The following is a 24,166-nucleotide window of genomic DNA, read 5'->3' as shown; positions in this document are numbered from 1 at the left end:
ATGAATGCGCGCGGACGCTCCGCGCGTGTTCGGGTGGACCCGGACACCCCCGGCAGCGGCCACGCGTTTCGTCAGGGAGCCGTCAGATGACGAACGGAGATTCCACTACTCGTCCAGAAGTTCGACGTTCCAGTACGAGGCATCCGCCAGGTGCAGGAAGGGCAGCCACTCGCGGTACGTCACCTTGCGCGTGGCGCCGCGGAACAGGGGCGTCCAGCGCGGGCGCACCGGCTTCTTGAGCAGCTTCATGCTCGCCTGCTCTGGCGTGCGTCCGCCCTTCTTCAGGTTGCAGGGGACGCAGGAGCAGACGACGTTCTCCCACGTCGTCTTTCCGCCCTGCGAGCGAGGCATGACGTGGTCCAGGTTCAGATCGCTGCGCGGGAGGTTCTTTCCGCAGTACTGGCAGGTGTCGTTGTCGCGCGCGTAGATGTTGAGCCGTGAGAAGCGCACCCGACCGCGGGGCAGGTGGTCATACGCGCTCAACACCAGCACACGCGGCACGCGGATGGTGCGGTTGATGGTGGTGATGCAGTCCTGGGTGGCGCTGAGCGCGGCCCAGTCGTCGAACTCGTAGAGCCGGTACTGCGCGTCGATGGCCTTGGCCACGCCCTGATACAGCAGCGAGAACGCCCGCTTCACCGAGGTGACATGCACCGGCTGGTAGTACCGGTTTAGGACGAGGACGGCGCTGTTGATCATGGCGGGTTCCCAGGACGTGCGGCCGCGACGGCGTCGGCGACCGCAATGAGCTCCTCCTCCGCGAGACAACGGACGTCGAGGACCCCCTCTCCGTCCGCGATCCTGCCAATAACCGGCACATCCCCGCTGCGCAGGCAGTCGAGGAATGTTTCCGGCGTCTCTAGGTTGAGGATGCAGGCAAAGGAAGGCAACCGGGCCAGCGGCATGGCGCCCCCGCCCACCTGTCCCACCACGCCCTCCACCCGGGCACTCACACCCCGCTCCGCCAGCAGGGCCTGGAGCCGCTGCGCACGGGTGCGTAGCTCCTCCGGCCGCTGGGCAAGCAACCTGTACGTGGGCACGGCGTGCGGCCGGCCGTCACGGTACAGCTCCAACGTGGCCTCCAGAGCGGCCACCGTCATCTTGTCCACCCGCAGCGCGCGGGTGAGCGGGTGGGACTTGATTCGTGCGATCAGCGCCGCGCGCCCCACCACGATTCCCGCCTGCGGCCCACCCAACAGCTTGTCCCCGGAGAAGGCGATGACGTCCACCCCCGCGGCGACCGACTGCGGCACCGTGGGCTCCTGCGAGACTCCCTCCCCTTCCAGTTTCACCAGCGCGCCCGAGCCGAGGTCCTGGAACACCGGCACCCCACGCTCGCGGCCCAGCGCCGCCAATTCCGCCACATCGACTTCTTCCGTGAAGCCCACCAGCGCGAAGTTGGAGCGGTGCACCTTCACCAACAGGCCCGTGTCCGGGCCCACCGCGCTGGCGTAGTCCGAGCGGCGCGTGCGGTTGGTGGTGCCCACCTCGACCAGCTTCGCGCCGGACTGGCGCATGACGTCCGGTACGCGGAAGCCGCCGCCAATCTCCACCAATTCACCGCGAGACACGATGCACTCGCGACCGGCGGCCAGTGACGCCAGCACCAGCAGCGCCGCGCCCGCGCAGTTGTTGACGACGATTGCGTCCTCGGCGCCGGTCAATGTCCGCAACAACCCGATGACAGGTGCATAGCGACTGCCGCGCTCGCCCTCGTCCAGGTCGTATTCGAGGTTGGAGTAACCCCGCGCAATCTCCGCCACCCGGGCCACCGCCTCCGGGGCCAGGGGCGCGCGGCCCAGGTTGGTGTGCAGCACCACGCCGGTGGCATTGAGCACGGGCCGCAGGCCCGGCGTGGCCAGCGTGGCCAGCGCGTCACGGACGTCGGCGTCCTCGAAGGCGCGGGGGCTGCCCTGGAGCAGCCGGGTGCGCACACGGTCCACCGCCAGTCGGAGCGCGGCCACGGCCCGGGCCCGGGGGATGCCGGCCAGCAGCGGCTCCAGCGACGGGCGGCGCAGGAGTTGCTCGATGGAGGGGAGCCCGCGCAGCAGCGCGTTCTTCCCGCTGCTATTCGACGGTGCGCCCACACCCGGAGTCTAGGAGAGCCGGCGGGCCGCCGCCAACCGGTGGGGCCGTCGTGACGAAAAAGGAAAAGGCCCAGCCTCCTCCAGGGAGACCGGGCCTTCGTACCGAACGCGTCAGTGCGCGCTCAGCGGGACATCAGATCGGGCGAACGTTCTGAGCCTGCAGACCCTTGGGGCCGCGGGCCACGTCGAACTCCACCTTCTGACCCTCCTGGAGGGTGCGGAAGCCCTGGGTCTGAATCGCAGTGTGGTGGCAGAAGAGATCCTCGCCCCCGCCGTCCTGCATGATGAACCCAAAGCCCTTCGCGTCGTTGAACCACTTCACGGTACCAGTCGCCATTACTCTTCTCTTCTTCTTTCTCTGCCAGCTTCATGAATTGAGCTGGATGCCACGCCTGCGAAGATGTGGCCCCTGCCGTGTGACACGTTTCCACCCGGTTGCATAGGGGGATACATCCTCCCAGGTGCCCTTTTTTGTCAGGACCGGGACATAACACGCAGTTGCTGCGCCTGATTCCGGACCTTTTTCCGCGCCGCGTTGTCCTACCCCGTCAGGCAAGAGGGGCGGCCCTCGTCCGGCGCCCCCCTACTTCGAGGCGCTCTTGAGCACGGGCAGCTTCGGCGCGTGGCCGTAGAGCAGCTGGTACGTGTTGAACGAGCGGAGCACGCGCTTGATGTAGCCGCGCGTCTCGGAGATGGGAATCTCCTCCACCCACGCGTCGAGCGGCAGGTCCGGCTTCTCCGAGCGCCAGCGGTTCACCGCGCCCGGGCCCGCGTTGTAGCTGCCCACCGCGTACGGCGTGTGCCCGTTGAACTTCTTCAGCAGGCCCCCGAGGTAGTGCGCGCCCAGGCGGATGTTGGTGTCCGGCTGCAGGAGCGCGTCGATGGAGAAGCGCTTGAGCTTCAGCTCGCGCGCCACCGTCTTCGCCGTGGACGGCATGAGCTGCGTGAGGCCCAGCGCGCCCGCCCAGGACAGCGCCTTGGGGTCCAGCGCGCTCTCCTCGCGCATCAGCGCCTGGAGCAGGTCCGGCTCCACGCCCGCGTCCGCCGTGTGCTTCTCGATGAGGTCGCGGAAGGCATTCGGGTAGGCCACCTCCCACACCACGCGCGTCTGCGGCGTAATCCGGCCGCTCAGGTCCTTGCGCAGCGCCAGCCGCGCCACCGCGTGCGCGGAGCGCTCGTCACCGGCCTCGTGCAGCACCAGCACCAGCAGGCGGATGGACTCCGCGGGCAGGTTGGCGCGATTCACGGCGAGCATCTCGGTGGCCACCGAGTCGTTGAAGCCCAGGCGGTACAGCTCCACGCCCGCCTTGAAGTGCGGGTCCTCGCCCATGGGGCCGGCGAACAGCGGCCAGGGGCTGGCGGCCTCGGGCACCTTGAAGATGTCCGGGGACACCTTCTCCAGCCGCGCCGGGTCCACCGAGGCGAGCTGCGAGCGCGCCATCAGCCCGTAGTACGTGGCCGGGTGCTCCACGGCGAGCTTCTCGAAGAGCTCCGCCGCGCCCTGGATGTTGCCCTTCTCCTGCAGCGTGCGAGCCCGCCAGTAGCGCGCGCGCTCCACGTCGTAGCTCTCGTCCGCCTGGGCGAACTGCGCCTCGATGCGGTCCAGGAAGGACAGGCCGGAGTCCTCCGCGCCGCTGGTGCGCGCAATCCAGAACGCCTTGAAGAGCGCCTCGCCGAGGAAGTCCCCCGCGGGGTACAGCCGCGCCAGCTCGTCCAGGCGGGCCATGGCCTCCTTGGGACGGCCCGTCTTCACGTACAGGTCCGCCGCGTAGAAGAGCCCGTCGTCCGCGAAGGTGTGGTCCGGGAACTCACGCGCCAGCCGCTCGTACGTGTCCGTGCCGCGCGCCTGGTCCACGATGGAGCGCGACGAGCCGAGCACGTACAGCGCGCGCGCCAGCAAATCCTTGTCCTGGCACTTCTCCACCACGGGGGTGAGCACCTGGATGGCGCGTGTGTGCTGGCGCTCCTTGCGCTGGCCCTTGCCGTAGATGAAGTGCGCGCGGCAGGCGAGCGCGTCCGGCAACTGGAGCTGCGTGAGCAGCGGCTCCAGCACCTCCAGGCCCTGCTTGTTGCGGTGTAGCTCCACCAGCGCCTCGCCGCGCGAGACCTTCGCCTCGTTCGGAGCCTTCTGCCCCTTGAGGCGCTTCTCCGCCTGCTTCGCCAGCGGGGACAGCGGGTACGCGCCCCACAGACGCCACAGCGCGTCGCGCTCGGCGGCCTTGTCCTTCTTCTCCGCGGCGATGTCGGCGATGGCCATCAGCGCCTCGGCGCCCACGTTGCGGCCCCACGTCGGCGCGGCGCGCGAGGTGAGCGGCTCCAGCGCGGCCATCGCGCCCGCCGCGTCCTTCTTCTTGCGCAGCACGCGGGACAGCGCCAGCCGCGCGTCCACGTACAGCTTCGAGTCCTGGGGCACCTGCGTCAGCAGCGCGGCCGCCTCGTCGAAGCGGCGCAGCCCCTCCAGCGCCACGCCGGCGTGCGTGAGGCAGCGGTCCTTCAGCGCGGGGTAGTCCGGCGCGAGCGCGGCGAACTCGGCCGCGGCCGTCTCGTCATCCCCGGCGCGCACGGCGGACAGGGCGCGCAGGTAGCGCACCGGCGCGCTGTCACCCTCGCCCTTCAGCAACTCTCGCGCGCGCGTGTACTGGCCGCGGTCGAAGGCCTCGCGGGCCTCCTTCTTCTTCCCCTCGGCGAAGTACGGGGACAGGTCCTCCAGGCCGTAGCGACGGCCGCGGTGCACCACGGGCGTGGGCGGCGCGGCGTTGGGGAACGCGGGGTTGAGCACCTCCACGTAGCCCGGGGACGCGGGGACCTTCTCCGAGTCCGGCGGCGGAGACAGCTCGGCCTCCGGAGGCGCGCTGTCCGGGCGCTGGACAGGGGCCTCGGAGGCCTCGGACCCGGGGGCCTCGGAGCCGGAGGCCCTGGAGCCAGAGGCTTCGGAGGCGGGCACCGGGGGTGCGGGAGCCTGCGCGGACATGAGCAGCGCGGAGGCGATGACGGCGACTTTGGAGAGATAGGGCTTCATACGCGGGGGCTGGCACCCTGGTTGATGCGCGCGGGCACGCCCGAGGACAACCGGGAGCGCATGGAAAATTTCCGGCCGTGGACACAGGTTAGACTGTCCGCCTGCATATGGACATCCGGACTCAAAGCGCCCTCCTCGCATCCATCATCGGGCTCGCGCTCGGCGTGTCCATGTTGTTGCGGCCCGGACGACCGCGGGTTCTGACGCTGTACTCCGTTTTCGCCCTGACAGTTGCCGGGTACTACCTCGCCCTCTTCTTCCACAGCATCTTCCCCTCGGCGGAGTACCCCTGGGTGTCGCGCATCGCCCTGGGCGTCACCGTCCTCGTCGCGTCCCTCGTGCCGGGCGCCGCGGTAGCCTTCTTCCTGGAGTTCCTGGGCGTCAGCAAGGGCACCCACCAGGTCGGCCGGCGGCTTGCCATGCTGTCCGCCTTCCTGGGACTCGCCGTGGCCGTCACCCCCCTGGCCGACAAGGAGTGGGCCCGGGTGGCCATCGGCGTGTGGGTGGGCGGCACGCTGCTGACCTCCGGTTCGTTGCTGCTCCACAGAGTCCGAACCACCGAATCGCGCATCGAGCAGCTCCGGCTGATGTACCTGGCGATTGGAGCCGGGGCGGCCATTTTGTTCGCGGCGCTCGACTTCCTGGGGCGCTACGGGATTCCGTTCCCCACGCTGGGGCCCGTCTTCACGACGCTCTACCTGTTCTTCCTCGCGCAGACGCTGCTGCGGCTGCGGCTGATGGACCTGCACGAGCTGCTCGGGAAGATTGCGTCGCAGACGGTGCTGGCCGTCATCCTCGCGGCCGTCTTCACGGTGCTGACGGCGTGGGTGGACGAGGACACGGGCCTCTTCGTCTTCAACACGGTGGTGGCGGCGTTCGTGGTCCTCATCCTGTTGGACCCGCTGCGCGCCAAGGTGGAGGAGATGGTGGTGCGCATCTTCTTCCGCGAGCGCTTCGCGCTGCTCGACTCGCTGGGCACGCTGCGGGCGCGGATGGTGAACGTGATTGAAATCTCGGAGCTGGCGCGGCTGGTTCTGGACACGCTCCACGAGACGGGCCGCGTGACGCACGCGTCGGTGTACCTGCTGGCGGAGGACCGGCCCGGGTACCGGCTGCTGGACTCGCGGGGCCCGCCGCCGGTGGCGTTCCTGGACACGGCGGTGGCGCGCGGCCTGCTCTTCGCCGCGGCGAGCGGGCAGAAGGCGGTGCTGCGGGAGAACGTGGAGCGGCGCATCGCCACCATGCGGTTGCAGGCGGTGGAGGGCAAGCGCTACCGCGACGAGCTGAAGCGGTTGAATGACACGCGCGCGGCACTGGTGCAGGTGAAGGCCGGCATCACCGTGCCGCTGATGGGCAATGACCGCGTCATCGGGTTCCTGAACCTGTGGGACGAGCGCGTGCCGGAGGCGTACGCGTCCGACGAGATTGCGCTCATCCTCGAGGTGGCCGAGCGGCTGGCGACGGTGCTGGAGAACTCGAAGCTGTACGAGAAGATTCGGGAGCGAGACCGTCTCGCGGCGCTGGGTGAGATGGCGGCGGGTCTGGCGCACGAGATTCGCAATCCGCTGGGCGCCATCAAGGGCGCGGCGCAGTGCCTGGACCCGAAGCGGCTGCCGGGCGAGGACGGCGAGTTCCTGGACGTCATCGTCGAGGAGGTGAACCGCCTCAACGGCGTGGTGACGGCGTTCCTCGACTACGCCCGCCCGCTGAAGCAGAGCTTCGGGCCCACGGATTTGAACGAGGTGGTGACGCGGACGATGCGGCTCGTGCAGAACGACGTGCCGCCGAACATCTCGCTGGCCGTGGAGCTGGACTTGCAGCTCCAGCGGGTGGACGGGGACGCGGAGCAGCTCAAGCAGGTGCTCATCAACCTGGTGCAGAACGCGGTGCAGGCGCTGGGCACGCGCGAGGGGCGCATCACCGTGCGCACGGACAAGCCGGAGCGCTTCGGAGAGATTCGCAACGCGGGCGGCGAGTTCGTGGAGGTGCTGGTGTCCGATACGGGCCCGGGCATTCCGTCGGACCAGCAGCCGCACATCTTCGTGCCGTTCTATACGACGAAGCAGAAGGGCACGGGCCTGGGCCTCGCCATCTGCCAGCGCATCGTGAAGAACCACGGCGGCAGCATCTCCGTGCAGAGCAAGGTAAACGAGGGCACCACGTTCATCATCCGCCTCCCTGCCCTGCCCGCCGAGCAGCCCGCGGACGGAGTGACAGTGGACGGCACGCCCGCGCCCGGCACTCGGCCTTCGCTGTCCCTGCCCATGCCGGATGAATTACGCGAGGTGACGCCGAAGCCGACAGCACCCGAGCCGGGCCGCAAGCGAGACCGGCGGCGGCGCGCGGGATGACGGACGTCAGTACGCGACGGTGAATCGGGTCTGATGGTGAAGAGGTCGCTCGGCTTCGTCCAGCAAGGCGACGGCGAGGTCCTCCATCGAAATCATCGAGCGGCCCGTGTCATCGACAAGCAGCTCATCGCGGCCCGGTTTCAGGGGACGAACGTTGACCGAAGGGTCTACCGGGCAATGTGCTCGCCGGTCCCAGGGGCCGTGAGCTGAGGGGCGACTTGCTGCGACCGTGCGCCCTGCGGGCGCCGCATCTGGGCCATGACGAGGGCCACGAGCACGATGAGGCCTCCCAGGGCCTGCGCCGCTGTGAGTTCCTGCCCGAGCGCGAGCCACCCCAGCGTGGTCGCCACCACGGGACTGAGCAGCCCGAGGAAGGAGATGTGCGTGGGAGACAGCTCCCGGATGCCCCGGAACCAGAGGCTGTAGGAGAGCGCCGCGCCCACGAGCGTGAGATAGCCGTAGCCCGCCAGGTTCGTGGAGGACAGCGTCGCGGGCGGCGGTCCCTCGACGAGGAACGCCACCGGGAGCAACAGCAGCCCACCTGCAACGAGCTGCCATCCGGTGGTCGCCAGCAACGGGGCCGGTGACGTCCATCGCTTGCTGAGGACGACTCCGATGGCCATGACGACCGTGCCCGCGGTCGCGGCGGCAATGCCCATGCCATCCAGTCGCGCGTTGGCCCGGAGGACGAGAAGGCTGACTCCGGCCACGCCCGCGACCCCGGCCAGCGCGGTGCGCGAGGACAGCCGCTCCCCCAGCAACACGGACGAGAGGAATGCGACGATCAGCGGCTGCAATGCGCCCACCGTCGCGGCGACTCCGCCGGGCAGCCGGTAGGCGGCGATGAACAGCAGCGCCTGGAACACCCCGATGTTGAGCGCACCGAGCACCAACGCGCGCCACCACCATGCTCCCTGTGGCAGGCGCCGTGTCAGCAACATGAGCAGCAGTCCCGCTGGCAACGCACGCACCACCGCGGCCAGAAACGGACGGCCCGGAGGGAGCCACTGGGTGGTGACGAAGTACGTCGTTCCCCAGATGCACGGGGCCAACGCGGTGAGCAGGAGTGTCGAGAGGCGATTTCTTAGCACTAAGATGAATTAACTCAGCCCTAAGATATTCGCTACGCTAAGTGCGTGGCGGACCATGTCGACCAGGTGCTGAAGCAGTGGGCTCGGGAGCGGCCGGACCTCGATGCGTCCCCGATGGCGGTCATCGGGCGGCTGAAGCGGCTCTACCAGGTCGTCGATGCCGAGCTGCGCCGCACCTTCAATGAGCATGGCCTGGATGCCGCGTCCTTCGACGTGCTCGCGACGCTGCGCCGCAGTGAGCCTCCGCACCGGCTGACTCCCGCCGAGCTGATGCGCTCGGCCATGGTCACCTCGGGGGCCATCACCCAGCGCCTCGACCGCCTCGAGTCAATCGGCCTCGTGACTCGAACCCCCAGCGAGGAGGACGGCCGCGTGGTGCACGTCCGGCTGACCCGGGACGGCAAGGCGCTCATCGACCGCGTCCTCCCCGCGCACATCGAGACCATGAACCGGCTGCTCGCGGGCCTCAAGAAGTCCCAGCGCGCAGACCTCGCTGACCTGCTCCGGCTGCTGCTGGAATCACACGGCGACACCACGGAGTGACTCGCGGAGCCCGGGGTGGCCCGGGGCACCGGAGAACGGCTTGGATTTCACGGGGTTGCGCGAGAAGTCGCGAAAATTCGCGAATTCGCGTGCGCCACCTGGAGACGGTGCGTGTCCCCAGATTGGACCTCGCACGTCGCGAGCTCCGCCCCTGGAGCAGGACCACCGGCGACCCGACCTCGAAATCACATGCAGCCGCGATACACGCGGGCCACTGACACCTCAACACGCTCGGGACACCCGAGGTGCTGACGTATGTCTTTGCATGTTTTCGAGACGGGGAGTGGTCAATGAGTCGCGTAAGAAATTGATAAATCATTACGCAACTCAGTTTCACGACCGCCGATGATTCAGCATCCCCCCACCCCCAGGAGATTCATCGATGCGGCCTGCCGATATCGGTGCCAGCAGACCTCCCCCTCGGAAGGTCGAGCCCAAGAAGCCCGCTCCCAAGAAGCCCGCCCCCAAGCCGGATCCCAAGCCCGCGCGCTCCGCGATGGCCGCGGGGCTGGCCGCGAAGATGCGGGCGATGGACAGGATGGACTCGCTCAGGGACCCGCCCAAGGCCACTGCGAAGAAGTCCGAGCCAAAAAAGAAGGGCCTCGTGGACCGGATGGCCGACGTCAACGAAGCGGCCGGCCGCTGGGGCAACACGGTGAAGCTCCCGGCGGACGCCGCCATGGCGTTCAATGGCCGGGATGTTCGCGGCGAACGTAAGGTCATCGGCAACCGGGAGTTCGGCCGCTCGGGCCCGGACGTGCGGACCGTCGGGGCGCGAAACACGGGCTTCACGCGAGGGGTTGCCGGAGGCTCCGGCGTCCTGGGCGCGGCCCAGCTCCCGTTCGCGGCGGCCTCGGCCATCAAGGACTGGCGCGATGTCGCACGGGGCAAGGGAGACGTCGCCACCGCCATCGGCTCCACCACGAGCGTTGCCTCCGTGGCCTTCAACGCGGCCAAGGGCATCTCGGACTTCCGCGGGCTTCGCGCCGAGGCCTTCAACGTGCGGGCCGGCGCCCGGATGGCCATCAACGAGCGCGCGGCACGTGCCGGCTTCGGCCCCGCCGCGAGCCGGCTCCGCGCCCAGGCCGATGCGTTGTCGAAGAGCATGACGAAGCAGGTCATCGCTCCGTGGAACCGGCCCTCGGGCACGACGTTCCGTGCGAAGGCGAAGGACCTCGCCTCCCGCTTCACCAGGCCGCAGGGCAAGAGCGACATCCGCACGATGGAGCGCCTCGCGGAGCGGAAGCTCGGGAACGACCCGGCCTCGCGGAAGCTGGCCAAGACGGTGGCCAAGGATGTCCAGAAGACGACCCAGGCCGTCCTCAAGGGCCGTGCGCCCGCGGGACTGGCGCTGAAGACGGGAGGCCGCTTCGCTCCGGGTTTGAACGGAGCCATCGCCGCGGCGGACGTGGCCACGGCCGCCGCCACGCTCAAGAGCAACGCCTCGGGGTGGAAGAAGGGAACCGCCGTCGTCACGGCCGCGGGCTCCGTCCTCGCCGCCACGAACGTCCCGGGCCTGAGTCAGGCCGGCGCCGTCGTCTCCACCCTCTCCAGCCTCGCCGGCTCCGACATGGGCGAGAAGGCAGCCAAGAAGATTGGCTCGGGCATCAAGTCCGGCGCGAAGAAGGTGGGCTCGGGCATCAAGTCCGGCGCGAAGAAGGTGGGCGGCTGGCTCAACCCCTTCGACTGAAAAGGTGACGCATGAAAGCGATACCTGAAGACACACGCGCGGACGCGGGCCGGTCCCTGGGGGAGCTGCAGGGATTGATGTTGTTGAAACGCACGCCAGGAATGCAGGCCCTCGAAGGGCCCTCGGACGTGACACTCCCCACCGTCCCAGCGCCGTCACTGGACGGCCTGCGCGTGGAGGCGGTTCCTCCCGCGCCGGTGACCGAGGGTGACCTCCTGGAGCGGCTGGAGGACCTCGTCAGTGAGCGCGCGCCCCACCGCGAGCGCGGGCAGGGAGAGGAAGTCGAGCTGGGAGACATCGTCGTCCTGGACGTCATGGGCTACGCCCACGGCGCGCTCATCCCCTTCTCCGTGCGTGCTGACTGGCGGGCCCGTATCGAGGAGGAGCCTCTGCTACCAGGGTTCCTCGAGGCCCTGGTGGGGGCCGAGGTGGGCCTGTCCATGAACGTGGAGCTCCAGCTTCCGGACACGTATCCGGTAGAGACGCTGCGGGGTGCGACCGCGCGGTTCCTCGTCGACGTGAAGGCCGCGTACGAGCCGCAGCCCGTGGACTTCGACGCCCCCGAGCTGCTGTCCAAGCTCGGGTTGGGCGACACGCTCGAGGAGACACTGGAGAACATCGCCGAGGCGCTCGCCGAGGAACGTGAGGCGGAGGCGCGGCGTGAGCTCCAGGACCGAGTGCTCGATGTCCTGGTCGAACGGACGGAGGTCGACGTGCCGGAAGGACTGGTCGACCAGGAGATCCGCCTGCGATGGCTGGAGCAGGAGCAGCCCGTGCTCGCGAGCAGGAACTTCACCCTGGAGGAGATGGAGGAGGCCTGGCAGGGCTGGAGGACCGACGCTGCCACCCGCTTCGACGCCGAGTGGCGGCTCCGTGGGGCCGTGGCGCTCCGGGCCATCATCGAGCGCGACAACGTGCGACCGGAGCCCGAGGACGTCGAGGCGATTCGCGACGCCCTCGCGGAGCGCATCGGCACCTCACCCGAGGAACTGCAAGAGCAGCTCGAGTCCAATCCGTCCCTGGCAGAGCGCTTCGAGCACCTCGTCATGCACGGCACGGCGCTCGACTACGTGCTCTCGAAGGTGGAGCTCATCTCCGAGGAGCCCGGTTCTCTGGAGGCGGCGGGGCCGTGACGTGCCCGCGCGGCTCGGCTCGGCTCAGAAGAAGCGCACGATGTCGAAGTACCGCGAGGCCGAGCCCGCCGCGTTGGTGGCCGTCAGGGTGTAGCGCCCTGACGGCACCGACGTCAGGTTGGACAGGACCAGGATGGCGCTGGACGGATTCGGCACCGCGAGCGACAGGCCGATCTGCGGCGACGACACCGAGTAGCCCGACACACTCGTGGGCAGGTTGTCTCCACCGACAATCATCTGCCGCGTGGGGCCACTGTTGTCCGGGTAGATGATGCTCGGGTCGAGGTAGCTGATGGTCGGCGCCCTCAGCGTCGTTGCGATGTACACGGGCGTCGACGCGCTCCCGTACGGGTTGGAGACGCGCAGCAGGTACTGTCCCGGCGGCACGCTGGAGGAGACGTACAAGGACAGGCTCACCGACGTGGAGCTGCCGGACGGGAAGCTCGTTCCCGTGCCCAACACCGGCTGCCCGTACTGGTTGGTGATTGCGTACCCGAACGACAGCGGCAGGTTCATTCCCTGGACCGTCACGTAGTTCGTGCCCGCGGAGAGCGTGCTCGGGTTGACCGAGCTGATGCTCGGCGCGCCGACTGCCAGCACGGCCCGCTCGGTGTCCTTGGCCTCTGGCAACTTCATCCACGGCCCCATCCCCTGCATCATCGCGCCGTCGCCGGCCTGCACGCCCACCACCTGGACGCGCGCCTTGCCCGATGCCGCCGCTGCCGAGGCCGACACCCACTCGTGCACCTCCGAGGGCAGCCCCTGCGCGAGCTGCAGCACCCGGCCATTCTCCAGGACCAGGTTGACGTCGTAGGCGGAGAGTCCGTCCCCTGCCCCCTCGCCATCCCAACGCACCCACAGCCCGCGCCCGGCTGCTCCCGCGAGCTCCATCTCCTGCACGGAGACCTGGAGCTCCCTCTTCTGCTGCTGATTCGCTTCCACGTGTGCCTCGCCTTCGTTCGAGGGCCTGGGTCATCCAGGCCCTTCTGTCGACTGCTACGAGGCGGTGTTGGAGTCGGATGCGGGTCCTGTAGGCTCTGCCAGCATGAGCGCCTGCCCCTTCTGCCAGACGAATATGCGAGCCACCTTCCTCGGCGGCCTGCCCCGCGAGGAGTGCGACGCCTGTGGCGCCGTCTGGTTCGAAGGTGAGTCACTGGCGAAGGTGATGGGCGGCTCCGTCTCCGACGCGCTGGTGCGTCGAGCGAAGGGGCACCCCGGCATCTGCAAGGGCTGCAACGCGAAGCTCCAGTACGTGCCGAGTTGTCCCGACTGCGGCGCCCAGGCCCCCACGTGTCCGAGCTGCGGCCGCGCGCCGCTGCCGGTGGTGGATGCGCTCGGCGTGACGGTGGAGGTGTGCTCCGACTGCGCGGGCGTGGCGTTGGACCCGGGCGAGCTGCAGCAACTCCAGCGCGCCGCGGAGAAGTACCGGAACGAGCCGCTCGACGTGAGGCCCAAGGTGCGGATCGGCGTGGTGCAGGCGTGCGCCGCGTGCAAGCGAGGGCTCAAGCCGAAGTACGGCTTTGTCTGGGAGGAGCAGCTCTACTGTGGAAGCTGCGCACCCGAGGGCTCCGCGCCCTTCTCCGAAGAGCTGATGAAGGCCACGCCCAGCGAGGCCTCCTCCGCGCCGGAGTCCTCCGGCTACAACGCCGCCATGGCCGCGGATGCCACCGGCTCCGCGTTGACGTGGCTGTTCTCTCGCGTGTTCGGACGTTGAGGCAGGCCGCCGCGGCGCGAATGACAACCTGTCATTCGCCCGCGCGGACATCGTGACAGCAGGTCGTGTCTCCGTGGTGGCGTGACGGCGCCACGCCCGCGCGAAGTGCACGTCTCCACAGGAGAATCGCGAGTCGCGGCCACGGTGGCACCGTGCTTGCTCATGTCCGTCGTGTCTCTGTTCCGAGAGGAGCCACGCCCATGAAGCGCTTCATCCGTGAATACGTCTGGCTGTTGAGCGGAGTCCTCCTCGTCATCATCGCGTCGCCCGTGGCGGCGGCGACTGTGCAGTGGTTCAAGGACTTCAAGCTCGCCCGGCACATGCCCGCGCTGGAGCCCGACCCCAACGCCACCGCCATCGTCATCGAGCGGGAGCGCATCATCATGCCGGCCGTCATCACCGGACAGGTCACGCCGCCGTCTCCCTCGCAGCTCGCCGAGCGTCTCGCCACGTCCACCCCGTGGAGTGACATCCGGAACGTCGGCGAGCACACCTACGTGGTTCCAAGTACAGACGTCGCGGCCGCGTTCTCCGACCTCGAAGGCCTGGCCAAAGAGTCGCGCATCGTGCCGGCCTTCAAGGACGGAAAGGCCCGGGGCTTCAAGATGTTCGCCATCCGGCCGCACTCGCTGTTCGCGAAGCTCGGGCTCCAGAACGGGGACGTGCTCACGCAGGTCAACGGGATGTCACTCACGACGCCGAGCTCGGCGATGACTGCCTTCGAGAGCCTCCGTGAAGCGCGCCACGTCGAGCTGGACCTGGAGCGAGAAGGGACGCCCGTGAGGAAGACGTACGACGTGCTCGACGAGCTCTGAGCCAGTCACATTTGTATCGAGGGGGAATGGCCAATGGCACTCATCTTCCGTAGGTATTTCTGGCTCGTGAACGGAGCCTTCATCCTGTGCGTCGCGCTGATGGCGGCACGCACGGCCAATCTCTTCGTGGAGCTGGCGATTGCTCCCTCCATCACCGGCATCGAGACGACACGTGCTCCCGCGTCCGCCGCCCGCGAAGAGCCTCGCATCGCGCTCGACGGTCCAGGGCTCGCGAAGCTCACGGGGCTGAGCTTCGGCAAGGACGAGCCCGCCGTCGTCGAGCCCAAGCTCGACGAAGTGGCCACCGGCCCCGTCCGGAGCTCCCTGCGCGTGAAGCTGCTCGGCACGCTCGTGTCGAACGATGCGCAGTGGTCCTTCGCTTCCATCCAGGACCTGGAGACCCAGCGCGCCATGAGCCTCATGGTGGGTGACGAATTGATGGGCGCGAAGGTCCTCTCCATCGAGCGCGAGCGGGTCATCATCGCCGCCAACAACCGCGAGGAGTTCATCGACGGTGAGTCCTCGCCGACCGTGAGTGCCGCCCCCGCCCTCGCGCGTACCACGCCCACCGCCAGCTCCGGTCCGGAGAGCGGCATCCGCGCCACCGGTGAGCACAGCTACGAGATTCCGAGCGAGGAGCTTCAGACCGCACTCTCGCGCCTGGACCAACTGTCCACGCAGGCGCGCGCCCTGCCCGCCTTCGAGAACGGCGTGTCCGTGGGCTTCAAGCTCGCGGCCATCCGGCAGAACTCTCTCTACTCGAAGATTGGCCTCCAGAACGGTGACGTGCTCAAGCGCATCAACGGCCTGACGCTCGACTCACCCGAGCGCGTCCTGGAGGCCTTCACGAAGCTTCGCGAGGCGAAGCACATCGAGCTCGACATCGACCGCGGCGGCGGGCCGGTCCGCAAGGTCTACGACGTGCGGTGACCGCCGGCCGCGTCACCCGAGCGACGCGGTCGCCTGCGCCAGCTTCTCCTGCGCCTCTTCCCACCGCGCATAGAGGCTCTCCAGCTCCTCCTTGCCGGCGCGGTGCGTGTCCATCAGCGGCTTGGCGCGCGCGAAGTCGTTGTACAGCGCGGGGTCCGCGAGCTGCGCCTCGCGCTCCTTCTGCTCGGACTCCAGCGCGGCGATGCGCTCCTCCAGCTTCGCGATCTCCTTCTTGATGGGGCCTTCCACCACGCTGCGGCGCTGGCGCGCCTCGGCCTCCATGCGCTTGCGGTCCTTCTCCGTCATCGGCCCCGCGGACGCCTTGCCGTCCCGCGAGTTCGATGCCGCCGCCGCGGCCTCCTGCGCCTGGCGCAGCTGCTCCTGGTGGTACAGGTAGTCGTCCAGGTTGCCCGGGTGCGGCGTCAGCTTCCCGTCCGCCACCTCCCACACGTGGGTGCACAGGTTGTTGATGAAGCTGCGGTTGTGGCTGACGAAGAGCAGCGTGCCCGTGTAGCTCTTCAGCGCCTCAATCAGCATCTCGGACGAGTCCAGGTCCAGGTGGTTGGTGGGCTCGTCCATCAGCAGGAAGTTGGAGGGCACCAGCAGCAGCTTGGCCAGCGCCACGCGCGCGCGCTCGCCGCCGCTGAGCACGCCGATGGGCTTGTCCACGTCGTCGCCGCTGAAGAGGAACGCGCCCAGCACGCCACGCACGTAGCTCTCCGGCTTGTCCGCCGCGAGCGGCCGCACCTCTTCGATGATGGTGTTGCGCCGGTCCAGCTTGTCCGCGTGGTGCTGCGCGTAATAGCCCACCACCACGTTGTGCCCGAGCGTCACCTTGCCCGTATCCGGGGCCAGCTCGCCCGCCACCATCTTCAGCAGCGTCGTCTTGCCCGCGCCGTTGGCGCCCACCACGGCGATGCGCTGCCCGCGCTCCAGGCGCGCGGCGAGGCCGTCGTACACAGTCTGCGCGCCGTACTTCTTGGTGATGCCCTCCAGCGTCACCACGTCGCGGCCGCTGCGCTCCACCTCGGGGAAGCGGAAGCGCATGGTGCTCCGCTCCTCGAGCACCTCCACCTTCTCCATCTTCTCCAGCATCTTCGCGCGGCTCTGCGCCTGCCGCGCCTTGGTGGCCTTCGCGCCGAACCGGTCGATGAAGGCCTGGAGCTCCGCGCGCCGCGCCTCCACGCGCTCCGCCCGCGCCTTCAGCAATTCCTTCTCCTCCGCGCGCAGCCGCTTGTAGTCGTCGTAGTTGCCGGCGTACTCGCGCACGCCCTCCAGCTCCAGCGACACCACGCGGTTGATCTGCCGGTTGAGGAAGTCCTTGTCGTGGGAGATGAGGACCAGCGCCTTGTTCGAGCGGCGAAGGAACTCGTCGAACCACGTGAGCGTGGGCACATCCAGATGGTTGGTGGGCTCGTCGAGCAGGAGCAGGTCCGGGTCCTGGAGGAGCAGGCCTGCCAGCGCCGCGCGCATGCGCCAGCCACCGGACAGCGCGGAGGTGGGCTTGAGCAGGTCCGCGTCCCGGAAGCCCAGGCCCTTGAGGATGCGCTCGGCGTGGTGCTTGCCGTAGCGGTTTTCGAAGTCGTCCAGCTCGGCGTGCAGGTCCGCGAGCGACTGGGACAGCTCGAGCTGGTCCTCCTCGTCCGTGGCCTCGGCGAGCGCGGCTTCCGTCTCCTTGAGCCGGGCCTCCAGGGCGTCGCGCCCCGGCACGGTGCTCATGACGGCCTCCACCACCGTGCCCTCGGGCAGGCCGGCGATTTCCTGGGGCAAGTACCCCGCTCGGGCCTTCCGGGCGTACTGCACGGTGCCGGAGTCGGGCTGATTCACCCCGGCCAGTATCTTCATCAACGAGCTCTTGCCCGTCCCGTTGGCGCCGACCAGACCTACACGGTCCCTGGGGCCGAGGGTGAAGTTGTCGTTGTCGAAGAGGACCTTCTTTCCATAGGCGAGACAGAGGTCCTGGGCGATGACGAGGCTCATGGCGGGCGGGGATGTAACAGCCCGGAGGCCCCTCGGGAACGTCCGAGTATGCCTGCCCGGTAGCCCCGGGGCCTTCCAGCCCCTTTCCGCACCTCCCCAGGGCCTGCCTATACTCCCGCCCCACATGGCTGCCCCCTGCCCCCACTGTGGAAGCACCGACGGCGTCGACCACCTCTGCTCCGGCCAGAGCCTCCAGCTCCTCGGCCAGGTGCTCGACGGCCGTTACAAGATTGAGAGCGTCCTGGGCCAGGGCGGCATGGGCATGGTGTTCCGCGCCACGCAGACGTCCGTGCAGCGCCCCGTGGCGGTGAAGACGCTCAACCCGTCGCTGGCCGCCGCGCCCCAGTTCTTCGAGCGCTTCCGCCGCGAGGCCGAAATCGCCAGCCGGCTGCGGCACCCCAACGTCATCACCATCTTCGACTTCGGCCGCGCGCCGGACGGCACCTGCTACTTCGTGATGGAGCTCCTGCAGGGCGAGAGCCTCAAGGAGATGGTGAAGCGCGAGGGGCCCATGTCCCTGCACCGCGCCGTGAGTCTCGTCGAGCAGGCCTGCCAGGGCCTCGCGCACGCGCACGCCGAGGGCTGCGTGCACCGCGACCTCAAGCCGCACAACATCATGGTGCAGCAGCTGGGCGGCAAGGACTTCGTCAAGGTGCTGGACTTTGGCCTCGTGAAGGCGATGGAGGCCGAGGAGGAGGAGCAGCTCACCTCGACGGGCCAGGTGCTGGGCACGCCGCAGTACATGCCGCCCGAGCAGGCCGGTGGCGAGGCGGTGGACCAGCGCTCGGACCTGTACTCCATGGCGGGCGTGCTCTACTTCTGCCTCACGGGCAGCTCGCCCTTCGGCGCCAACACCGTGCGCAAGGCGCTCACCGCGGCGCTCACGCAGCAGGTGGCGTCAGTGAACACGAAGCGCCAGGGCGCTCCGGTGCCGCCCGAGCTGGATGCGTTCTTCAAGAAGGCGCTCTCCCCCGAGAAGGAGGACCGCTACCAGAACGCGCAGGAGTTCATCGACGCGATGCAGGACGCCATCGCGGACCTGTCGCCCGAGGAGCTGGAGGCGAAGCCCAGTGGCGGCGTCGGCTCGGGCTCGCCTGAGCGCGGCAGCGGCAGCAGGGCCTCCAGCAGCCGCGCGGGCCGTCCGAACAGTGGAAGTGGCAGCGGCGTGCGTGCGCCTCGCGCCGGTGCTGGCGCGGCGGGCCGGGGCGCCACGCCTTCGAACATCGTCGTGGCGAAGAGCCAGGCGGCCGCGCCGGGCAGTGGCTCCTCGCCGAGCCGCGCGCGCCCGGCCACTCCCGCGCCCAGGGCCGCTCCGCCGCCTCCGCCCCCTCCTCCCGAGCCCCAGGGCATGTCCACCGGCAAGAAGGTGGCGCTGGTGGCGGTGCCGCTGGTGCTGCTCGGCATTGGCGCGGCCGTGGTGATGGGGAATTCGGGTGGTGGCGCGCAGCAGGCGACGCTGACGCCCATCGAGGCGCAGACGCCGAAGCCCACCCCGGCGGCGGCGGGCAACCCGGGCACGACGACGACGGTGTCGAAGAACCTCATCGTGACGTTCAGCTCCACGCCGTCCGGTGCGTCCATCTTCGAGGGCGACCAGATGCTGGGCACCACGCCCATCAAGCTCGAGCTGCCCCGCGACAAGGTGACCGCGCTCAGCTTCCGGCTCGCCGGCTACAAGGACGAGGAGCGGACGCTCAACTTCAGCCGCATTGCCGGGGACAGCCAGTCCGTCGACGTGACGCTGGATCCGGTGCGCGCCGCCGCGCCCACGCGCCCCGCCAAGACGAAGCAGGGCGGCGGGCAGGAGATTCAGGTCTTCGAGTAGCCCCCACCCCGCCCGCGTCACGTTCCGACGCGGGCGCGTCCCGTGATGACGCACGGGCCGTGAAGCCCTCGTGAGCGCGGTTCGCCCCGCACGACGGAGGGCCTCGCTCCACTGTCAGGTCCGCCGCTTGCACTCGGAGTCCGGGCTGTCGCCTTGCGCCACGCCCCTTCCTCCGAGGATTCCGATGAACGTCCTTTCGCCGCGCGCGCGCCGCCTGCTGCTGGCCGGTGCACTGGCCTGTGCCGCCGTCATTGCCTGTACCACCACGTCGTCCACCGGGCCGAAGCCCCCCGGCGACACCGAGACGGCCACGCAGGCACTTCCTCCGGCCTGCAACCCGGACCCGACATGCCCCGGCTCCACGTGCGCCACGTCCATCACCTCCGCGCTCTCCACTCCGCCCGTGGATGCGTGCCCGCGCTTCGGTGAGAGCCAGAGCGACGTGGACGTGTACTCGTGGAACACCTTCATCGCGATGAACTGGCCCGCGGACACGAGCACCTGTCTGCCCAACACCCAGAGCAGCATCCTCGGTGGTAACGGGCCGGTCGTCTGGGAGACGTATCCGCAGGACCTGGACATCTTCCTGGCGCCCGACGCGGGCTCGCCCGGCAAGTGGTGCACGTTCAGCACGCCGGCCGCCGTGGAGAAGGCGCTCCTGAAGCTGCGGAGGGCCACGCCGGCCGAGCGCCACATGCTGGCCGCCGGCCACGTGGACAAGGTGCTGGTGAGCGACTCGAAGGCGTCGGACCTCGTCGCGGAGCGCTTCGGCGGCATCGACCAGGCCGTCGGCGGGCCGCTGACGGACCAGAACGGGCGCTTCGTCCGCTACGAGAAGCGCGTCAACCTGGACGAGTACAACTACCTCATCGCCAACAACCTGTGGAACGCGGCCGGGCAGAGCGGTGCCACCGTGAGCTTCCCCACCGGTCCGAACCAGAACCCCGGCCCGTGTGACGGAGGGCCCTGCGGTCCGACGGGCGCCATGGAATTGAAGGCCTCGTGGAAGGTGCTCAACGCGCAGGAGATTGCGGGCAAGCGCTTCTACATGCGGCAGGCGTGGGTCTTCAACGACGAGGCCGGGGACCCGAGCCCCGGAAAGAATCCCGTCACCGTGGGCCTCGTGGGCCTGCACATCATCCACAAGACGGCGACGCAGAACACGTGGTTCTGGTCCACCTTCGAGCAGGTGGACAACACCACGTCGTCCTTCTTCAACCCGCACTGCACCAACTGCCAGGACAACACGCAGACGGCGAAGAAGCCCTACACGGAGCTCGCGCCGGACGGGGGTCCGCTGAATGCGCCGGTGCAGGTGGTGCGCACCACGCCGATTCAGGCGGAGGGCACCTCGCCCGGGCTCAACGCGTACTACCGCGGCCTGCTCAAGGGCTCTGTCTGGGAGAACTACCAGCTCATCAGCACGCAGTGGGCCACGGGCGGCGCGCCCCAGGGCACGCCCACGCCGCTGGCCAACGTGACGATGGAGACCTTCATCCAACCGAAGTCGAGCTGCCTCGGCTGTCACAAGCACGCCACCACGGTGGATGGTGGCGCGTCCGCTGACTTCAGCTTCCTGCTGGGCGAGGCGCAGTAGCGCCCGGCCCCGCTCACGCCAGCTTCGCCAGCTTCGGGAGCACCTCGCCGCTCTTACCGGTGATGACGTTGTCGAAGCTGCTGGTGTTCTGCGCCGGGTCCAGGTTCACCAGCCACGTCTCTCCGCCGGCCGCGCTGACATGGTTGACGATGCCCGCGGCCGGGTAGACGAGGCCGGAGGTGCCCGCCGCGAGGAAGACGAAGCGCCCGCCCGACGTGGAGCCACGCAGCGCGAAGTCCTCGACTCGCTGCATGTCCGCCGGGTCCAGGTACTCGCCGAACCAGACGATGTGCGGACGCAGGCGTCCACCGCACGCGTCGCACGAGGGCACGGTGCCCTCCGGGTACACGGTGGTGTCCTCGAACGGGGCGCGCTTGCAGTTGCTGCATCGCGTCTTGAAGAGGTTGCCATGCATCTCCACCACGCGCTGGCTGCCCGCCCGGAGGTGCAGCGCGTCGACGTTCTGCGTCGCCAGGAGGAAGCGGTCCCCCAGGTGGCGCTCCCAGGCCACCAGCGCGTCATGCCCGGGGTTGGGCTTCACGGCGGAGGCGCCCGCCCGGCGCTGCGAGTAGAAGCGCCACACCAGCGTCGGGTCCTTCTGGAAGCCCTGCGGAGAGGCCACATCTTCGATGGGATGGTTCTCCCAGAGTCCGTCCATTCCACGGAAGGTGGGGACTCCGCTCTCGGCAGAAACCCCTGCCCCGGTGAGAACGAGCAGCCAGGTCTTCGAGTCCAGGATGAGCTGTTCCATGACGCCTCCCGTGCGGCGGGAAATGATTCGGGGTATTGAGGGACGACGACTTCACCCGGGCCTGACGCCCCGGTGACGTTCCCCGTTCCGAAGGACTCCATCATGGCGGAAGTCACACTCGATCTGCGCGGCATGCCGAAGGCCGAGGCCTATGCGGAGCTGAAGCAGCACGTCCTGGCGGTGCTCGAGGGCATCGACGACGAAATCGCGGGCATGGCGACCATGAGCTGCCTGCTGCACAACGCCTTCGGGCACCTGTGGACGGGCTTCTACCGGGTGGTGACGCCCGGCAAGCTGCTGCGCGTGGGGCCCTACCAGGGCACCCTCGGCTGCCTGGAAATCCAGTTCGGCAAGGGCGTCTGCGGCACGTCCGCGGCGAAGGGCGAGACGGTGGTGGTGGCCGACGTGCACGCCTTCCCCGGCCACATCACCTGCGACGGGCGCTCGGCGTCGGAAATCGTCGTCCCGGTGTTCGGCAGGAATCGCGAGCTCCTCGCCGTGCTCGACATCGACTCCGAGCACAAGAGCACCTTCGACGAGGTGGACCGGCGCGCGCTGGAAGACCTGATGCGCTGGTTCCAGAAGTAACGCCGTTGTAGGTGGGCGGAGCATGCAGGCTCCGCCCTCCGGTGTCGCTCAGCCCTTCTTCGCGTAGGCCACGGCGAGCTGGCCGGCGAAGCGGGCGTTGTTGGTGAGCAGCGCGAGGTTGGCCTTGAGCGTCTTGCCGCCGGTGCGCTTGGCCATCTCCGACAGGAGGAACGGCGTCACCTCCTTGCCGCGAACGCCCTGCCGGTCCGCGTCCGCGAGCGTGGAGGCGATGTGCAGCTCCACCTCGTTGCGGGGCAGTGACGTCTCCTCGGGCGGAGGCACGGTGTAGAGGAGCCCGCCCTGCCCCAGCGTCTCGAAGCGGGCGTGGGCGATGCGCGCGGCGGTGTCCACGTCGTCCACGCGGTGCTCCAGCTTGAGGCCGGAGCCGCGGCTGTAGAAGGACGGCAGCTCGTCGGTGCCCACGCCGATGACGGGCACGCCGGCGGTCTCCAGCAACTCCATCGTCTTGGGCAGGTCCAGCACGGACTTGGCGCCCGCGCACACCACGGCGACGGGGTAGCGGGCCAGCGCGGCGATGTCCTGGGAGATGTCCCAGTGCTCGGAGGCGCCCCGGTGCACGCCGCCGATGCCACCGGTGGCGAAGACGTGGATGCCGGCGGCGGCGGCCAGCTCGCAGGTGGCGCTCACGGTGGTGCCACCGGAGGCGCGCGTGGCCACGGCGATGGCGAGGTCCCTCGAGCCCAGCTTGAGCAGGCGCTCCTTGCCCTCCGCGAGCCGGCGCATGGCCGTCTCCTCCAGGCCGATGCACACCTCTCCGTCCACCACGGCGATGGCGGCGGGGATGGCGCCGGCGCGGCGGACGGCCTCCTCACAGGCGCGAGCAGCGGCCAGGTTGTCCGGATACGGAAGCCCCTGCGCGACGACGCTCGTCTCCAGGGCCACCAGCGGCTGACCGGCATCGCGAGCTCGCCGCACCTCGTCCGAAAAGCGTAGTTCCATGAGGGCGCGTTTATCCCCGGGCGGGCATGCGGACAAGCGGGGGCGAGGGGGAAACGTCGGCTTGCACGCGCGAGCGCTCCGCCCTATTCCCCTGCCCGCCGTGTCCACGTCCGCCGCCACCGCGACTCCCGCCGCTCCCACCCGCACCTTCTCCGCGAATGACCTGGCCATCATCGGCGTGGTCATCGTCTGGGGCACCAACTACACGGTGGTGAAGGAGGCGCTGGCGACGATTCCGGCGCTGGCCTTCATGTCGCTGCGCTTCGCCGTCGCCGCGCTGGCCATGGGCGCGCTGCTGTGGGCGGTGGAGGGCTGGAAGCCGCTGCCCCGGAAGACGTTCCTCAAGCTCACCGCGCTGGGGCTGGTGGGGAACACGGTGTACCAGGTGTGCTTCATCGTCGGGCTGGCACACACCACGGCGGCGAACAGCGGCCTGCTCACGGCGGCGACGCCGGTGATGGTGGCGGCACTCGGCGCGGCGCTGGGTGTGGAGCGGCTCACGCGGCCGTTGGTGCTGGGACTGTCGCTCGCCGTCGCCGGCATGGTGCTGGTGGTGAGCGCGCGAGGCCCGGACCTGGGCGGAGCGACGTGGATGGGAAATGGGCTCATCCTCGCGGGTTGCGCGTGCTGGGCGGTGTACACGGTGGGCATCCGCACGGTGGGCACGGAGGTGTCCGCGCTGCGCATCACCGCCATCACCATGCTGACGGGAGCGCCGGGCGTGGTGCTCGCCGGAGTGCCGGCGGTGATGGAGCTGGACACCACGAGCGTGGGCCTCGATGCGTGGGCGGGCCTGGTGTACTCGGCGCTGGTGCCGCTGGTGCTCTCGTACTTCATCTGGGGCCGCACGGTGCAGCGCGTGGGCAGCAGCCGCGCGGCGCTCTACAACACCGGCATCCCCGTGGTGGCCGCCCTCACCGCCTGGGCCGTGCGCGGCGAGCAGCCCACCCTGCTCCAGGTGCTCGGCGCGGGCCTCATCCTCACGGGTGTGCTGCTCAGCCGGCGGAAGTAGTCGCACGCCCACGCCCGGTGGCCCGCGTCTCGCTCACCTGCCGCACTCGACAGCGAGGCCGAGCGACAGCGCTCCAACTC

Annotated in this window: 20 protein-coding genes; 11 read left to right on the top strand and 9 right to left on the bottom strand. The window is 69.2% G+C overall.

The window, feature by feature from the left end; all coding sequences use genetic code 11:
* Positions 1 to 105: 105 nt before the first annotated feature.
* The 4 genes from ACVTJA_RS22510 to ACVTJA_RS22495 form a co-directional block, all read right to left on the bottom strand.
* On the bottom strand, positions 106 to 699 hold the full coding sequence (locus ACVTJA_RS22510; RefSeq protein WP_465839047.1) for an HNH endonuclease: 594 nt from the start codon (positions 697 to 699) through the stop codon (positions 106 to 108).
* Positions 696 to 2,087: an L-seryl-tRNA(Sec) selenium transferase gene (gene selA / locus ACVTJA_RS22505; RefSeq protein ID WP_465839045.1), complete on the bottom strand. Its 1,392-nt coding sequence runs from the start codon at positions 2,085 to 2,087 to the stop codon at positions 696 to 698. Before selA ends, ACVTJA_RS22510 begins: the two co-directional genes overlap by 4 nt.
* A gap of 133 nt (positions 2,088 to 2,220) precedes the next feature.
* Positions 2,221 to 2,424, bottom strand: a complete 204-nt coding sequence (locus ACVTJA_RS22500) for a cold-shock protein (protein WP_465839044.1) — start codon at positions 2,422 to 2,424, stop codon at positions 2,221 to 2,223.
* A 246-nt stretch (positions 2,425 to 2,670) separates the two neighbouring features.
* Positions 2,671 to 5,106: a transglycosylase SLT domain-containing protein gene (locus ACVTJA_RS22495; protein WP_465839043.1), complete on the bottom strand. Its 2,436-nt coding sequence runs from the start codon at positions 5,104 to 5,106 to the stop codon at positions 2,671 to 2,673.
* Positions 5,107 to 5,213: 107 nt separating this feature from the next.
* Here ACVTJA_RS22495 and ACVTJA_RS22490 point away from each other — a divergent pair, with 107 nt between their 5' ends.
* Positions 5,214 to 7,457 carry an ATP-binding protein gene (locus ACVTJA_RS22490; RefSeq protein WP_465839042.1) on the top strand — a complete coding sequence of 748 codons (2,244 nt, stop codon included), beginning with the start codon at positions 5,214 to 5,216 and terminating at the stop codon, positions 7,455 to 7,457.
* Between the two features lie 167 nt (positions 7,458 to 7,624).
* Here the strand turns inward: ACVTJA_RS22490 and ACVTJA_RS22485 are convergent, their stop codons facing one another.
* On the bottom strand, positions 7,625 to 8,509 hold the full coding sequence (locus tag ACVTJA_RS22485) for an EamA family transporter (protein ID WP_465839041.1): 885 nt from the start codon (positions 8,507 to 8,509) through the stop codon (positions 7,625 to 7,627).
* 84 nt (positions 8,510 to 8,593) lie between these two features.
* Between ACVTJA_RS22485 and ACVTJA_RS22480 the strand changes: the two genes are divergently transcribed.
* From ACVTJA_RS22480 to ACVTJA_RS22470, 3 genes are all read left to right on the top strand, one after another.
* A complete protein-coding gene (locus tag ACVTJA_RS22480; RefSeq protein WP_465839040.1) occupies positions 8,594 to 9,091 on the top strand; it encodes a MarR family winged helix-turn-helix transcriptional regulator in 498 nt (165 codons plus the stop codon).
* Between the two features lie 382 nt (positions 9,092 to 9,473).
* Complete coding sequence (locus ACVTJA_RS22475) at positions 9,474 to 10,781, top strand: hypothetical protein (RefSeq protein ID WP_465839039.1); 1,308 nt, start codon at positions 9,474 to 9,476, stop codon at positions 10,779 to 10,781.
* Positions 10,782 to 10,792: 11 nt separating this feature from the next.
* Positions 10,793 to 11,914 (top strand): trigger factor, encoded by a 1,122-nt coding sequence (locus ACVTJA_RS22470; RefSeq protein ID WP_465839037.1) that lies wholly within the window; start codon positions 10,793 to 10,795, stop codon positions 11,912 to 11,914.
* A gap of 24 nt (positions 11,915 to 11,938) precedes the next feature.
* Here ACVTJA_RS22470 and ACVTJA_RS22465 read toward each other — a convergent pair whose 3' ends face one another.
* Entirely contained in the window at positions 11,939 to 12,856 is a 918-nt protein-coding gene (locus tag ACVTJA_RS22465) for an immunoglobulin domain-containing family protein (protein WP_465839036.1), read from the bottom strand.
* A gap of 103 nt (positions 12,857 to 12,959) precedes the next feature.
* Between ACVTJA_RS22465 and ACVTJA_RS22460 the strand changes: the two genes are divergently transcribed.
* From ACVTJA_RS22460 to gspC, 3 genes are all read left to right on the top strand, one after another.
* Positions 12,960 to 13,628 carry a zf-TFIIB domain-containing protein gene (locus ACVTJA_RS22460; RefSeq protein WP_465839034.1) on the top strand — a complete coding sequence of 223 codons (669 nt, stop codon included), beginning with the start codon at positions 12,960 to 12,962 and terminating at the stop codon, positions 13,626 to 13,628.
* 200 nt (positions 13,629 to 13,828) lie between these two features.
* A complete protein-coding gene (locus ACVTJA_RS22455; protein WP_465839032.1) occupies positions 13,829 to 14,443 on the top strand; it encodes a PDZ domain-containing protein in 615 nt (204 codons plus the stop codon).
* A 33-nt stretch (positions 14,444 to 14,476) separates the two neighbouring features.
* A complete protein-coding gene (gene gspC, locus ACVTJA_RS22450; RefSeq protein ID WP_465839031.1) occupies positions 14,477 to 15,373 on the top strand; it encodes a type II secretion system protein GspC in 897 nt (298 codons plus the stop codon).
* A gap of 12 nt (positions 15,374 to 15,385) precedes the next feature.
* Here the strand turns inward: gspC and ACVTJA_RS22445 are convergent, their stop codons facing one another.
* Positions 15,386 to 17,353, bottom strand: coding sequence for an ABC-F family ATP-binding cassette domain-containing protein (locus tag ACVTJA_RS22445; protein ID WP_465839029.1), 1,968 nt, complete (start codon positions 17,351 to 17,353; stop codon positions 15,386 to 15,388).
* A 256-nt stretch (positions 17,354 to 17,609) separates the two neighbouring features.
* Between ACVTJA_RS22445 and ACVTJA_RS22440 the strand changes: the two genes are divergently transcribed.
* On the top strand, positions 17,610 to 19,178 hold the full coding sequence (locus ACVTJA_RS22440; protein ID WP_465840489.1) for a serine/threonine protein kinase: 1,569 nt from the start codon (positions 17,610 to 17,612) through the stop codon (positions 19,176 to 19,178).
* 184 nt (positions 19,179 to 19,362) lie between these two features.
* Positions 19,363 to 20,775: a hypothetical protein gene (locus tag ACVTJA_RS22435; RefSeq protein ID WP_465839028.1), complete on the top strand. Its 1,413-nt coding sequence runs from the start codon at positions 19,363 to 19,365 to the stop codon at positions 20,773 to 20,775.
* A 13-nt stretch (positions 20,776 to 20,788) separates the two neighbouring features.
* Here ACVTJA_RS22435 and ACVTJA_RS22430 read toward each other — a convergent pair whose 3' ends face one another.
* Positions 20,789 to 21,526 carry an SIR2 family NAD-dependent protein deacylase gene (locus ACVTJA_RS22430; RefSeq protein ID WP_465839027.1) on the bottom strand — a complete coding sequence of 246 codons (738 nt, stop codon included), beginning with the start codon at positions 21,524 to 21,526 and terminating at the stop codon, positions 20,789 to 20,791.
* Positions 21,527 to 21,628: 102 nt separating this feature from the next.
* On the opposite strand from ACVTJA_RS22430, the gene ACVTJA_RS22425 reads away from it, so the two are divergent.
* The gene (locus tag ACVTJA_RS22425; RefSeq protein WP_465839025.1) at positions 21,629 to 22,114 is read left to right on the top strand and encodes a GAF domain-containing protein; all 486 of its coding nucleotides are present in this window, start codon (positions 21,629 to 21,631) and stop codon (positions 22,112 to 22,114) included.
* 48 nt (positions 22,115 to 22,162) lie between these two features.
* Here the strand turns inward: ACVTJA_RS22425 and ACVTJA_RS22420 are convergent, their stop codons facing one another.
* The gene (locus tag ACVTJA_RS22420) at positions 22,163 to 23,074 is read right to left on the bottom strand and encodes a pseudouridine-5'-phosphate glycosidase (protein WP_465839024.1); all 912 of its coding nucleotides are present in this window, start codon (positions 23,072 to 23,074) and stop codon (positions 22,163 to 22,165) included.
* Positions 23,075 to 23,135: 61 nt separating this feature from the next.
* On the opposite strand from ACVTJA_RS22420, the gene ACVTJA_RS22415 reads away from it, so the two are divergent.
* On the top strand, positions 23,136 to 24,086 hold the full coding sequence (locus tag ACVTJA_RS22415; protein WP_465839022.1) for a DMT family transporter: 951 nt from the start codon (positions 23,136 to 23,138) through the stop codon (positions 24,084 to 24,086).
* The last annotated feature ends 80 nt before the right edge of the window (positions 24,087 to 24,166 follow it).

Source organism: Pyxidicoccus sp. M6, from assembly GCF_055568925.1.
This window is presented reverse-complemented; position numbering and strand designations above follow the sequence as displayed.

Coding starts and splice junctions, on each gene's coding strand:
- ACVTJA_RS22445 (WP_465839029.1), bottom strand. CDS start 17,353: ATGAGCCTCGTCATCGCCCAGGACCTCTGTCTCGCCTATGGAAAGAAG.
- ACVTJA_RS22495 (WP_465839043.1), bottom strand. CDS start 5,106: ATGAAGCCCTATCTCTCCAAAGTCGCCGTCATCGCCTCCGCGCTGCTC.
- ACVTJA_RS22440 (WP_465840489.1), top strand. CDS start 17,610: ATGGGCATGGTGTTCCGCGCCACGCAGACGTCCGTGCAGCGCCCCGTG.
- ACVTJA_RS22430 (WP_465839027.1), bottom strand. CDS start 21,526: ATGGAACAGCTCATCCTGGACTCGAAGACCTGGCTGCTCGTTCTCACC.
- ACVTJA_RS22455 (WP_465839032.1), top strand. CDS start 13,829: ATGAAGCGCTTCATCCGTGAATACGTCTGGCTGTTGAGCGGAGTCCTC.
- ACVTJA_RS22460 (WP_465839034.1), top strand. CDS start 12,960: ATGAGCGCCTGCCCCTTCTGCCAGACGAATATGCGAGCCACCTTCCTC.
- ACVTJA_RS22425 (WP_465839025.1), top strand. CDS start 21,629: ATGGCGGAAGTCACACTCGATCTGCGCGGCATGCCGAAGGCCGAGGCC.
- ACVTJA_RS22500 (WP_465839044.1), bottom strand. CDS start 2,424: ATGGCGACTGGTACCGTGAAGTGGTTCAACGACGCGAAGGGCTTTGGG.
- ACVTJA_RS22490 (WP_465839042.1), top strand. CDS start 5,214: ATGGACATCCGGACTCAAAGCGCCCTCCTCGCATCCATCATCGGGCTC.
- ACVTJA_RS22435 (WP_465839028.1), top strand. CDS start 19,363: ATGAACGTCCTTTCGCCGCGCGCGCGCCGCCTGCTGCTGGCCGGTGCA.
- ACVTJA_RS22475 (WP_465839039.1), top strand. CDS start 9,474: ATGCGGCCTGCCGATATCGGTGCCAGCAGACCTCCCCCTCGGAAGGTC.
- ACVTJA_RS22420 (WP_465839024.1), bottom strand. CDS start 23,074: ATGGAACTACGCTTTTCGGACGAGGTGCGGCGAGCTCGCGATGCCGGT.
- ACVTJA_RS22470 (WP_465839037.1), top strand. CDS start 10,793: ATGAAAGCGATACCTGAAGACACACGCGCGGACGCGGGCCGGTCCCTG.
- ACVTJA_RS22510 (WP_465839047.1), bottom strand. CDS start 699: ATGATCAACAGCGCCGTCCTCGTCCTAAACCGGTACTACCAGCCGGTG.
- gspC (WP_465839031.1), top strand. CDS start 14,477: ATGGCACTCATCTTCCGTAGGTATTTCTGGCTCGTGAACGGAGCCTTC.